Source organism: Rathayibacter sp. AY1C2, from assembly GCF_002931195.1.
Taxonomy (GTDB): domain Bacteria; phylum Actinomycetota; class Actinomycetes; order Actinomycetales; family Microbacteriaceae; genus Rathayibacter.
This window is the reverse complement of sequence record NZ_PSWG01000003.1, coordinates 65377-78057: the sequence shown is the minus strand read 5'-3', so window position 1 is coordinate 78057 and position 12681 is coordinate 65377. Positions and strand designations below refer to the sequence as shown.

Below are 12681 nucleotides of genomic sequence, written 5' to 3'. Positions count from 1 at the left end.
GCACCGTCGCGCACGCCGGACAAGGAGAACACCATGGCCCCCTCGACGACGAGACGCTGGCTGACCGGGATCGCCACCGCCTCCCTCGCGACCCTCGCCCTCACTGCCTGCAGCGGTGGCGGCGGAGCGTCGACCGACCTCACCGCCACCGGACCGATCACCATCTGGTACTCGAACAACGAGCAGGAGGTGCAGTGGGGCAAGGCGATGGTCGACGCGTGGAACGCGGACCACCCGGACGAGGAGATCACCGGGCAGGAGATCCCCGCGGGCAAGAGCAGCGAGGAGGTCATCGGAGCCGCGATCACGGCCGGCAACGCGCCGTGCCTCGTCTTCAACACGGCCCCGAGCGCGGTCGGCCAGTTCGAGCGCCAGGGCGGGCTCGTCGACCTCTCGAGCTTCGACGGCGGCGCCGACTACATCGAGACCCGCAGCGGCGACCTCGCCGAGCAGTACCAGAACGCCGACGGCGAGTACTTCCAGATGCCGTGGAAGAGCAACCCGGTCGTCATCTTCTACAACAAGGACCTCTTCGCGAAGGCGGGCCTCGACCCCGAGAACCCGTCGCTGTCGACCTACGACGACTTCCTCGCCACCTCGAAGACGCTGGTCGAGTCGGGAGCCGCGCCCGCCGCGATCCAGCCCGCGCCCACCAGCGAGTTCTTCCAGACCCAGTTCGACTTCATGCCGCTCTACGCCGCGGCCACCGGAGGGACGAGCCTCGTCGAGGACGGCAAGGCCACCTTCGCCGACGACGACGGCTACGAGGTCGCCGACTTCTGGAAGAGCCTCTACGACCAGGGCCTCGCCGGCCGCGAGCAGTACCAGGGCGACGCGTTCGCCGACGGGCAGGCCGCGATGTCGATCGTCGGCCCCTGGGCGGTCTCGGTCTACGACGACCTGAACTGGGGCTCCGTCTCGGTGCCCACCCCCGACCGCACGCCCGCCGAGGACACCTGGACCTTCAGCGACGCGAAGAACGTCGGCCTCTACTCCGCCTGCGCCAACAAGGGCACGGCCTGGGAGGTGCTGAAGTTCGCGACCAGCGAGGAGCAGGACCGCTCGCTGCTCGAGACCACCGGCCAGATGCCGCTGCGCACCGACCTGCAGACCACCTACGCCGACTACTTCGAGGCGAACCCCGCCTACCAGCGCTTCGGCGACCAGGCGAGCCGCACCATCGAGGTGCCGTCGGGGCCGAACACCGTGCAGATGCTGCAGGCGATCCGCGACGCGTGGGGCAAGACGGTCATCTTCGGCGAGGGCGACGTGAAGACGGCGCTCGACGGAGCGGCCGAGACCGTCACCGGGCTCGCCGGCCAGCAGTGACCCGGCCGTGACCACCCTCACCCGCCGGCCCGCGCCGGCCGGGGCACCGGGGAAGCGGAGCCTCCTGCACCGCGTCCTCGGGCCCCAGCCCCTCGGGCTGCTGTTCGGCAGCCCCTACCTCCTCTTCGTGCTCGCGGTCTTCGCGTTCCCGGTCGTCTACTCGGTCTGGATCGCGTTCCACGACTTCTTCTTCGCGGCTCCCGGCGTGCAGGTGGAGCGGCCGTTCGTCGGCCTCGACAACTTCGTCACGGCCTTCTCGAGCCCGCAGGTCATCCGCTCCTTCGGCAACATCGGGATCTTCCTGGTGATCAACGTGCCGCTGACGGTGGTGCTCTCGCTCCTGCTCGCCGCGGCGCTCGACAAGGTCGTGCACCTGCGGACGTTCCTCCGCGTCAGCTTCTACGTGCCCTACGTCACGGCGAGCGTCGCGGTCGTCGGCGTCTGGCTGTTCCTCTTCAACGGGAACGGGCTGGTCAACAGCCTCCTCGGGCCGCTCGCGCCGAATCCGTCGTGGCTGATCAACGAGCAGCTCGCGATGCCGATCATCGCGCTCTACGTCACCTGGAAGCAGCTCGGGTTCTACATCCTGCTGTACCTGGCGGCGCTGCAGAACGTGCCGAAGGAGCTCTACGAGTCGGCCTCGACCGACGGCGCCGGACGCATCCGCCAGTTCTGGTCGGTGACCGTGCCGAGTGTGCGGCCCGCGACCCTCCTGGTGCTGCTGGTGTCGACCGTCACGGGAGCGAACCTCTTCACCGAGCCCTACCTCCTCACCGGCGGAGGCGGCCCCAACGGCGCGTCCGCCTCGCCCGTGCTGCTGATGTACCAGCTCGGGATCCAGCAGGGGCAGCCCGACGTGGCCTCGGCCATCGGCGTGGTCCTGGTGCTGCTGGTGCTGGTCATCGCCTATCTGCAGAACCGCTTCGCGGGGGAGAGGAACTCATGAGCACCCTGTCCAGTGCCGGAGGCGCCGCCTCGGCCGTGCCCGCCGCCGTCGCCCCCGAGAAGTCGCCGCGGAGGCGCCCCATGGGCTCCAGCCGCGGAGCCGTGATCCTGCGCGGAGTCGTGCTCGCGATCGGCGCGATCGTCTTCCTCTTCCCCTTCTACTACATGATCGTCGGCTCCCTGCAGACGGATCCGGACCCGACGCTGGCGGGAGCGATCCCGGAGCCGGGCAACCTCACGCTCGACAACTACGTCAACGTGAACGAGCGGATCAGCCTCCTCACCGGCCTGGTCAACTCCGGGATCTTCACCGGCGGCGTGCTGCTGTGCACGGTGTTCTTCGGCGTCCTCGCCGGATACGCGCTCGCGATGCTGCAGTGGCGGGGGCGCAACGCGGTGTTCGCGCTCGCCCTGCTGGTGCAGGTCATCCCGTTCCAGCTGCTGCAGATCCCGCTCTACGTGCTGATCGCGCGCGACTACGGCCTCGCGGACAGCCACCTCGGGATGATCCTGCCGTTCGCCATCAACTCGACGGCGGTGATCATCTTCCGGCAGTACTTCCTGCAGCTCCCCAAGGAGCTGTTCGAGGCGGCCCGGATCGACGGCGCCGGCGAGCTGAAGCTGCTGTGGACCATCGCGCTCCCGCTGGTGCGGCCCGCGCTGGTGACCGCCGTGCTGCTGACCTTCATCGGCCCCTGGAACGAGTTCCTCTGGCCGTTCCTCATCACCAAGGACGCGTCGCTGCAGCCGCTCGCCGTGTCCCTGGCCAACTACATCTCGAACGTGGCGTCGTCGACCGACAACCCGTTCGGGGCGATCCTCGCGGGAGCCGTCGTGCTCGCCGCCCCCGTCGTGGTGCTGTTCATCGTGTTCCAGCGCTACTTCGTCTCGACCGATCTCGGATCCGGAGTGAAAGGCTGACCATGTCTCCCACCCTCACCACTGTCCCCTACCGTCTCGAGCGCGTCGGCGTCGTGATGGAGCCCGCCCCGGGCGACGCCCTCGAAGCCGAGGGGGTGCTCAACCCCGGCAGCGGCCGCGGACCCGACGGCGAGCTCTACCTCCTGCCCCGGATGGTCGCCGCCGGCAACGTCTCGCGCGTGGGCCTGGCCCGCGTGATCGTCGAGGGCGGCGTGCCCGTCGGAGTCGAGCGCGAGGGCGTCGTGCTCGCGCCCGACCGCGGCTTCGAGCGCGGCGCGCACAACGCCGGCGTCGAGGATCCGCGGATCACCTTCATCGAGGCGCTCGGCCTGCACGTGATGACGTACGTCGCCTACGGGCCGCTCGGGCCCCGGACGGCGCTCGCCGTGTCCGAGGACCTCCGCGACTGGCGGCGCCTGGGCCCGGTGACCTTCGCCTACGACGACGCGCTCGACATCGACCTGGGCCTGTTCCACAACAAGGACTGCGTGTTCTTCCCCGAGATCGTCGCCGCACCGGACGGCACCCGCTCGTTCGCGGTGCTGCACCGGCCGATGTGGGACCTCGGCGAGACGCGGCCGGGCGAGGGCGTGCGCCTCCCGGCCGGGATCGAGGACCCGCGGCAGAGCATCTGGATCAGCTACGTGCCGGTGGACGAGGTCGACCGCGATCTGGCGAGCCTCACGCGCTGGACGCGGCACCGGTTCCTCGCGGGGCCGGAGTTCGCGTTCGAGGAGCTGAAGGTCGGCGGCGGCCCCGCGCCGCTGCGCGTGCCCGAGGGGTGGCTGCTCATCCACCACGGGGTGACCGGAGTGATCGACAGCGCCTTCGCGCAGCAGCAGCACGTGAACTACTCGGCCGGAGCGATCCTCCTCGACGGCGACGACCCCTCGCGGGTGATCGCGCGCACCGCCGAGCCGCTGCTCGAGGCCGAGACGGAGGAGGAGCGCAGCGGGATCGTCCCGAACGTCGTCTTCCCGACGGCGATCGAGGAGATCGACGGACAGCACTACGTCTTCTACGGCATGGCCGACTCGAAGATCGGCGCGGCTCGCCTCGTCCGCACGGACGGCTGACGTCGCTGATCGAGTCCGCCCGCGCCTCCCGCTGATCGAGCAGCCCGCATCGTGGGCCTATCGAGATCCGCCCCCGCACCCCACCCAAGGAGAGTTCGATGACGAACACGCTCACCAGATCGGCGGCCGTCCTGGCCGCCGCCGCCCTCACCGTCGGGGGCCTCGCCCTCGGCGCGACCCCCGCGCAGGCGGCCGAGCCGCTGACGAACACGGCGCACCTCGACTTCCTCCTCGACACCGCCACTCCGGTGCCCGAGCCCGGTCACACCACCTACCGGCTCGACGAGGAGCCGACCCTGGTGATGCCGTGGACCTACGCCGACGCCCGCGACGGCGGCGCCTTCGAGCGCGTGGGCGGCGGCCGCCTCGATCCGGCGACCGGCGACTACGAGCAGGGTGCTTTCAACACCGACGACATCTCGCGCGCCGCCGTCGTCTACCTCCGCCACTGGCAGCAGACCGGCTCGACCGAGAGCCGCGAGAAGGCTTTCGAGACGCTCCGCGCTCTCGCCTACTTCCAGACCACCAAGGGCGACGACGCCGGGAACGTGGTGCTCTGGATGCAGACCGACGGGGAGCTGAACGCGAGCGCCGAGCCGGTCGAGCTGCCGGATCCGAGCGACTCCGAGGACAGCTACTGGCTCGCCCGCACCCTCTGGGCGCTCGGCGAGGGCTACGCGGCGTTCCGCGACACGGATCCGGAGTTCGCCGCCTTCCTGCAGGAGCGGCTGCGCCTCGGCGTCGCGGCGGTCGACCGCGAGGTGCTCACGCGCTACGGGGAGTACGCGCAGGCCGACGGCGTGAAGGTGCCGGCCTGGCTGATCGTCGACGGGGCCGACGCCACCTCGGAGGCGCTGCTCGGCCTGTCCGCCTACCTCGAGGCCGCTCCCGACGACTCCGCGGTGCGCACGAGCACGGCCGAGCTCGCCGAGGGCGTCGCCGCCTACGCCCGCACCACGACGACGGAGGCGGACACCACCGCCTGGCCGTACGGCGCGATCCTCCCGTGGACGAAGTCGCGCACGCTCTGGCACTCCTGGTCGTCGCAGATGGCCGGCGGACTCGCCGCCTCGTCCGCGGCGCTCGACGACTCCTCGCTCCTCGAGCCCGCGATCGTCGACGGAGCCCGCTTCGCTCCGGAGCTGCTCACCGCCGGCGGCCCCGACAACGGCTGGAACCCCACTCCGACCGACCGCGTGCAGATCGCGTACGGAGCCGACTCCCGCCTGCAGAACTCGCTCGCCCTGGCCGACGCCACCGGCTCCAGCGCCTTCACCGACCTCGCGGCCGTGCAGGGCGCCTGGTTCTTCGGCCTGAACCGCAGCCTCGGCCCGGTCTACGACCCGGCCACCGGAGTCGTCTTCGACGGCGTCCAGGCCGACGGGTCCGTCAACCGCAACAGCGGCGCCGAGAGCACCATCCACGGCCTGCTGGCGATGCTGGCGCTCGACGCGCACCCGGAGGTCGCCGACCGCGCCCGCTCCGTCGCCACCGAGCGCTCGCGCGACGGCCTGACGCTCGTGGAGGCGGAGAGCGCGCGCGGTGGCACCGTCGTCACGCCCGAGTCGTCCTGGACGGGGGAGGCCGGTTGGAGCGGCTCGTTCCTCTCGCTGACCGACCCGCGCCGCGCGGTCTCGATCCCGATCGGCCCGTCCACGCAGGACCGCGTGGTGGAGGCCGTCATCGACCAGCCGCAGCGCGGCACGGAGCGCACGCCGCTGAGCGTCTGGACGTCCGGCAAGCGCCCGCTCGACCTGCTCCGCTCGACCGTCGGGTCGCAGGGGGTGACGGAGGCGTCGGGCGCGCTGCTCCCGGAGAAGCTCCGCCGCACCGTGCCGGCCGGCTCGTCGAGCGTCGAGGTCCGCCCGCTGAGCGGTCAGACGCGCCTCGATGCGCTGCTGGTGCGCCCGCTGGTGACGCGCCTCGTGGTCGGAGGAGAGGGCGGCCGCACCGAGCTGATCCGCAACTCCACCGACGGCGTGCGCACCACGGCGATCGGCGTCTCGGGCGGCTCCGGCACGCTGCGCGTCTACTCGCAGGACGGCGCGCTCGTGAGCGAGACGTCGCCCTCCGGAGCCGTCTCCGTGCAGCTGCCCGCGCAGGGCTTCGCGGTGCTGGTGGGCTGAGGGCGGCCCTGCTGGTCGAGTAGCCGCTACTCGATCGGCAGGGGGCGGTGAGTCGGAAGTCGCGGTACTCGCGGTCGAGTACCGCGACTTCTGCGTTCTCGCGGGGGCGAGGGCGGCGGGGAGGCGCGCGGCTGGGCGCGGACCATCAATTCGATGAGAGCGCTCTCTCGAAAACGCTTGACCTCTCCGCGGGGGCGTGCGTAAGCTCGCCGCACACCTCGTGAGAGCGCTCTCACATACGCGGAACAGCACGCGTGAGAGCGCTCGCAGGGGTGCCCCACCACCATCACGAAGGAGTGACCGTGCCCTATTCACGACGCACCAGGATCGCCGCGGCGATCGCCGGCGCCTCGGCCCTCGCCCTGATCGTCACCGGATGCTCGTCGGGATCCGACGCCTCCGAGGGCGGCGAGATCGAGCTGACCGTCACCACGTTCAACGCCATGGGCTTCGACGAGCTCTACGGCGAGTACGAGGACGCCAACCCGGGGATCACCATCGTCCCGAACAACATCGACACCGGCGGCAACGCGCGGACCGACGCGTTCACCAAGCTCGCCGCCGGCTCCGGACTCGCCGACGTCGTCGCCATCGAGGAGGGCTGGCTCGGCTCCGTCATGGAGGTCTCGGACCAGTTCGTCGACCTGCGCGACCACGGCATCGAGGACCGCAAGGCCGACTGGGTCGACTGGAAGTACGAGCAGGCGACCGACCCCGAGGGACGCGTCATCGGCTACGGCACCGACATCGGACCCGAGGGCCTCTGCTACAACACCGCAGCCTTTGAGGCCGCCGGCATGCCCACCGACCGCGCCGCCGTCGCCGAGATGCTCGGCGGACCGGACGCGACCTGGGACGACTACTTCGCCGCCGGTCAGAAGTACCACGACGCCACCGGCAAGGCCTGGTTCGACCACTCCGGATTCGTCTGGAACGCCATGGTGAACCAGCTGCCCGAGGGGTACTACACCTCCGACGGCGAGCTGAACGTCGAGGGCAACCCGGAGCTCGAGGAGCGCTGGGGCCAGCTGACCGACGCCACCGCCTCCGGCCTCTCGGCCGCGCAGAAGGCGTGGGACTGGAACAAGGGCAAGTCGTTCACCGACCAGACCTTCGCCACCTTCGTCTGCCCGGGCTGGATGTTCGGCACGCTGAAGAGCAACGTCGAGGCCGGCGGCGGGAACGCCGAGGCCACCGGCTGGGACTTCGCCGACGTCTTCCCCGGCGGCCCCGCCAACTGGGGCGGCTCGTTCCTCTCCGTCCCGACCCAGTCGAAGCACCCCGCCGAGGCCGCCGCGCTGGCGTCGTGGCTCAGCGAGCCGGAGCAGCAGCTGAAGGCGTTCGAGGCGGCCGGACCGTTCCCGAGCACCCTCGACGCGCAGAAGGAGCTCGCCTCCGCGGCCGCTCCCGACCCCGGCATGAACGACTCCCCGACCGGCGCGATCCTCGCGCAGCGCGCCGAGGGCGTCGTCGCCCAGTACAAGGGCCCGGACGACTCGCTGATCCAGGAGAACGTCTTCGGACCGGTCCTGCAGAAGGTCGACCGCGGCGAGATCGACGGCAAGGAGGGCTGGAACGAGGCGCTCCAGCTCCTCGACGAGCTCGTCGACTGATCCGGTCGGGCCGACGCCCGGGGGCTGACCCCTCCGGGACGAGGCCCCACCATCACGGGAGGTCCGGCCGCCACCGGACCTCCCGGTCCCCGTGCGGCCGGGCCGCCCGCATCCCGGGCCACCTCGCCGCCGGGAGAAACGCTGCCGCCCGCCGGCCGAGGCCTCTCCGGCCCCGCTGCCCGCGACTCCTCCCGGCCGGCCCCGCCGCACGAGAGACTCCGGCCCCGCCGCATCCCCTCCGACTCCGACTCGACCTCGAAGAGAGCGCCATGACGAGCACACTCACCCCGCCGACCACGGCGACGCCCCCCGCGGGGAAGCGGCGCCCGGCGCCCCGACTCCCGCTGACCTTCCGCCAGCGCGCGAGCCGCTTCGACGTGAAGGCCTCGCCCTACCTCTACATCTCGCCGTTCTTCCTGCTCTTCGCGCTCACCGGAGCGTTCCCGCTGGTCTACACGCTCGTCGTGTCGCTCTACGACTGGCAGCTGCTGCAGGGCCAGGGCGACTTCGTCGGGTTCGCGAACTTCGCGGCCGTGCTCGGCGACCGCTTCTTCTGGAACTCGATCGTCAACACGCTGAGCATCTTCCTGCTCTCCACGATCCCGCAGCTCGCCGTCGCGCTGCTGCTCGCAGCCGCCCTCGACCAGGCGCTGCGAGCCAGCACCTTCTGGCGGATGAGCGTCCTGCTGCCGTACATCGTCTCGCCGGTCGCGGTCGCGCTGATCTTCTCGAGCGTCTTCAGCGACCAGGAGGGCCTGATCAACAATCTGATCGGCCTGGTGGGCATCAGCCCGATCGAGTGGACCAACGACCGCCTCGCCAGCCACGTCGCGATCGCGACGATGGTCAACTGGCGCTGGACCGGCTACAACGCCCTCATCCTCCTCGCCGCCATGCAGGCCGTGCCGCGCGAGCTGCACGAGTCGGCCGCGATCGACGGGGCGAACGCGTTCCGCCGCTTCCGCTCGATCACGATCCCCAGCATCCGGCCGACCCTGATCTTCGTGATCATCACCGCCACCATCGGCGGCCTGCAGATCTTCGCGGAGCCGCGCCTGTTCGACGTGTCGAACGCGGGCGGCATCGGCGGCTCGGACCGGCAGTTCCAGACCACCGTCCTCTACCTCTGGGAGATGGCGTTCTTCCGCCAGAACTTCGGCGAGGCGGCCGCGATCGCGTGGCTGCTGTTCCTCCTGATCGTGCTGATCGGCCTGCTGAACTTCGCGATCTCGCGGCGGATCGCCTCCGTCGAGAACCGGATCTCGCAGCGCTCGAAGCGGCGCTCCGCCCGCCCCGCGCACGCCGACGAGATCGCCGCCGCGGACCCCCTGCTCACCACCACCGGCCTCGGCCAGAACGAGAGCGAGCGATGACCGCCCCCGCCACCTCCGCCGCCTTCCCGGTGCGCCGCGTCCGCGCCTCCCGCGCCGGCCGCGTCGACCGGCCCGGCTTCCTCACGTACGGGCTGCTGAGCGCCTTCATCCTCGGCTCGACCTATCCGCTGTGGTGGTCGTTCGTCGTGGCGAGCGGCTCGAACGCGACCCGCAGCGAGACCCTGCCGCTCGTCCCGGGCGGCAACTTCCTCGCCAACGCCTCGCAGGTGTTGACGGCGATCCCGTTCTGGACGGCGCTGCTGAACAGCGTCATCGTCTCGGGGATCATCACGCTCTCGGTCGTGTCGTTCTCGACGCTCGCCGGCTACGCCTTCGCGAAGCTGCGGTTCCGCGGGCGCGACGGCCTGATGATCGGAGTGGTCGCGACCATGGCGATCCCGACGCAGCTCGGCATCATCCCGCTGTTCATCCTGATGCGACAGCTCGGCTGGACCGGCTCGCTCGGCGCCGTGATCGTGCCGACGCTGGTCACCGCGTTCGGCGTGTTCTTCATGCGGCAGTACCTGGTCGACGTGATCCCGGACGAGCTGATCGAGGCGGCGCGCGTGGACGGAGCGAACCAGTTCCGGACGTTCCTCACCGTCGCCGTCCCGGCGGCGCGACCGGCGATGGCGATCCTCGGGCTCTTCACGTTCATGATGGCGTGGACCGACTTCCTCTGGCCGCTGATCGTCCTCAGCCCCACGAACCCGACCCTGCAGACCGCGCTCGCGCAGCTGCAGTCGGGCTACTACGTCGACTACTCGATCGTGCTGGCCGGCGCCGTGCTCTCGGTGATCCCGCTGCTGGTGCTGTTCCTGCTCGCCGGACGCCAGCTCATCGCGGGCATCATGAGCGGAGCGGTGAAGGGCTGACGCCCGAAGACTCCCGCGGGACCGGGTCGGGGGACATCGGACCGCGGGACGGGGGCCTCGGGCCCGGGGCCGTGGCGCCCCGGGTCCGGGGGTCGGGGGCTGCGGGGAGGGATCGGGCCGTGGACTGAGCGGCCGGCGGGTTCGTGGCTCGGCCGGTCGTCGTGCTCGGAGCATCCCGACCACTGCCGCGCAGGATCCCGCCGATCACGCCCCGTTCGGGCCTCCTGGCCCGACCTCCCGCCGCCTAGGCTGGCGCGGAGGAGGCGACATGGAGCCGAAGGACCGGCGCGACGAGGACCCCTCGAGCGGGCCGTCGGAGCCGCGTCCGGGGGACGGGCCGACGCCGTCGGAGCAGGCGCTGCGCGCCATCCGCGACGTCGCGAACGGGGCGGACCCGACGAACGAGGCGTTCCGGCTGTCGAACGACTTCACCGACCGGCAGGCCGAACGGCTCCGGAGCCTCCTCGCGCGCTTCCGCCGCGGGCGCTGACGGGCGCGAGGCTCCCTGCCTCCGCCAGTGCGCGACCGATCGCCGTGCGCCGGTCGCGCCGGTGATCGCCGAGGCGGCGCCCCGACCGCCCGGCGCCACCCCGAACGGCCGCTATCCGCGCCCTCGCAGGCCGCGGACTCACTCCGGTGGCCCGCTCCGCCGCCCCGCATCACCCCCGAATGGCCGCGATCCGCGCCCCTTCGCGCCGAGGACGCCCCGCACGAGCCCGCTCCTCCGGCGCTCGGCTAGCCTCGGAGGCACCCGCGAGGAAGGCCCGCATGACCCACGACACCGCCTCGGCCGCCCCGACCCTCGAAGCCGTCGCCGCGCTGGCCGGAGTCTCCCGCGCGACGGTCAGCCGGGTCGTCAACGACTCCCCGCGCGTGAAGGACGGCGCCCGGACAGCCGTGCTCGCCGCGATCGAGCAGCTCGGCTACGTGCCCAACCGCGCCGCGCGCTCCCTCGCCAGCCGCCGCACGCAGACCGTCGCGCTCGTGGTGCCGGAGTCGGCGGCGAAGGTGTTCGCGGATCCGTTCCTCGCCTCGGTCGTGCAGGGGGCCGCGATGGCCTTCGCCGGCACCGAGTACACGCTCACCATCGTGATCGCGTCGGAGGCGGCGCCCGAGAAGACGCGGCGCTACCTGCTCGGCGGCAACGTCGACGGCGCGCTCGTCGTCTCGCACCACAGCGGCGACCACTCCTACGCGCAGCTCGGCGCCTCCCTCCCCGTGGTCTTCGGCGGGCGGCCGCTGACGGAGGAGGGCGGCAGCTACTTCGTCGACGTCGACAACACCGGAGCGGCGCGCACGGTCACCGAGCACCTCCTGGGCCTCGGCCGCACGGCCCCCGCGATGATCGCGAGCCGCCAGGACATGCCCGCAGCGATCGACCGCCTGTCCGGCTGGCGCTCGGCCGTCACCGCCGCGGGCCTCGACGACTCGCTCGTCGAGTACGGCGACTACTCGCCCGAGGACGGCGCGACCGCGATGCGCCGCCTGCTCGACTCCGGGCGGCCTATCGACGCGGTCTTCGCCTCCAACGACCAGATGGCGTCGGGCTCCCTGACGGCGCTGCGCGAGCGCGGCCTCACGGTGCCGGGCGACATCGCGCTCGCGGGATTCGACGGCGACTACTTCGCCGAGGCGAGCGAGCCGCGCCTCACCACGGTGCGCCAGCCCTCCACGGGCCTCGGCGAGGCGATGGCGGACGTGCTGGTGCGACTCCTGGCCGGCGAGGAGGTGCAGCGCGTGACGCTGCTGCCGACCGAGCTGCTGGTGCGCGGCTCCACGGTCGCGGGCGCGTGACCCCGCGCTGAGTGCGCTGACCCGTTCGCTGAGTCGCCCGGATCGGCTCCCCGCTGCGGTGTGTCGCGAGCCGATCCGGGCGACTCAGCGCGGGACGGGCTCGTCGGGGATCTCGAGCAGGTGGAAGGGCCCCCGGGGGAGCGGGCCTGTGCTCCACAGCGCGACGACGGCCCAGCCGAGGTCGGCGTGTGCGACGGCGCCCTCGGGCAGGGTCCGGGTGAAGAGCGCGTAGTCGATCCCGTCGAGGGGGAGGGCGCTCAGGTCCCACGCGGGCCGGTCGGCGGCCAGCTGCTGGGCCCGCGCCTCCGCTGCCACCATCGCCGCTCGCGTCCGGTCCCCGGGCAGGCCGGCGGGGATCACCGAGAGGAGGAGCGAGCCGATCGCGAGCGCGGCCGTCGCGACCGGGTCGGTGACCACTCCGTGCACCGAGCCGCGCGGCCCGAGGCGGACACCGGTCAGCCGCAGCGTGCGGACCGAGTACGAGCCGCCGTCCCGCTCGGCGCGGACCGAGAGGTCGTCGACGGGCCCGTCGTCCGTCCGCCCGCTCCCGTCGACGGACCACGGATCGGAGACGGGGACCAGCGCGCGCACGCCCTCATCCGACTCCCTGCTGCGCCGCCGGTCAAGAG

11 protein-coding genes are annotated in these 12681 nt (G+C 71.9%); 10 read left to right on the top strand and 1 reads right to left on the bottom strand.

Going from position 1 to position 12681, the window contains the following annotated elements:
• Positions 1-33: 33 nt before the first annotated feature.
• The 10 genes from C5C55_RS03620 to C5C55_RS03575 all read left to right on the top strand — a co-directional run bounded on the left by C5C55_RS03620 (position 34) and on the right by C5C55_RS03575 (position 12052).
• Positions 34-1329, top strand: a complete 1296-nt coding sequence (locus C5C55_RS03620; RefSeq protein WP_104232947.1) for an extracellular solute-binding protein — start codon at positions 34-36, stop codon at positions 1327-1329.
• A gap of 7 nt (positions 1330-1336) precedes the next feature.
• Positions 1337-2275: a carbohydrate ABC transporter permease gene (locus C5C55_RS03615; RefSeq protein ID WP_104223956.1), complete on the top strand. Its 939-nt coding sequence runs from the start codon at positions 1337-1339 to the stop codon at positions 2273-2275.
• 80 nt (positions 2276-2355) lie between these two features.
• Positions 2356-3195, top strand: coding sequence for a carbohydrate ABC transporter permease (locus C5C55_RS03610; RefSeq protein ID WP_104233022.1), 840 nt, complete (start codon positions 2356-2358; stop codon positions 3193-3195).
• 2 nt (positions 3196-3197) lie between these two features.
• Entirely contained in the window at positions 3198-4271 is a 1074-nt protein-coding gene (locus tag C5C55_RS03605; protein WP_104232946.1) for a glycosidase, read from the top strand.
• 98 nt (positions 4272-4369) lie between these two features.
• On the top strand, positions 4370-6397 hold the full coding sequence (locus C5C55_RS03600) for a hypothetical protein (protein ID WP_104232945.1): 2028 nt from the start codon (positions 4370-4372) through the stop codon (positions 6395-6397).
• Positions 6398-6699: 302 nt separating this feature from the next.
• Complete coding sequence (locus tag C5C55_RS03595) at positions 6700-8010, top strand: ABC transporter substrate-binding protein (protein WP_104232944.1); 1311 nt, start codon at positions 6700-6702, stop codon at positions 8008-8010.
• 269 nt (positions 8011-8279) lie between these two features.
• A complete protein-coding gene (locus C5C55_RS03590) occupies positions 8280-9383 on the top strand; it encodes a carbohydrate ABC transporter permease (protein ID WP_104232943.1) in 1104 nt (367 codons plus the stop codon).
• Complete coding sequence (locus tag C5C55_RS03585) at positions 9380-10258, top strand: carbohydrate ABC transporter permease (RefSeq protein ID WP_104223961.1); 879 nt, start codon at positions 9380-9382, stop codon at positions 10256-10258. The genes C5C55_RS03590 and C5C55_RS03585 overlap by 4 nt, the downstream gene beginning before the upstream one ends.
• 268 nt (positions 10259-10526) lie before the next feature.
• Complete coding sequence (locus C5C55_RS03580; protein WP_104232942.1) at positions 10527-10748, top strand: hypothetical protein; 222 nt, start codon at positions 10527-10529, stop codon at positions 10746-10748.
• A gap of 278 nt (positions 10749-11026) precedes the next feature.
• On the top strand, positions 11027-12052 hold the full coding sequence (locus C5C55_RS03575; protein ID WP_104232941.1) for a LacI family DNA-binding transcriptional regulator: 1026 nt from the start codon (positions 11027-11029) through the stop codon (positions 12050-12052).
• Between the two features lie 84 nt (positions 12053-12136).
• On the opposite strand, the gene C5C55_RS03570 is transcribed toward C5C55_RS03575, so the two are convergent.
• Positions 12137-12643, bottom strand: a complete 507-nt coding sequence (locus tag C5C55_RS03570) for a hypothetical protein (protein ID WP_104232940.1) — start codon at positions 12641-12643, stop codon at positions 12137-12139.
• Positions 12644-12681: the final 38 nt, after the last annotated feature.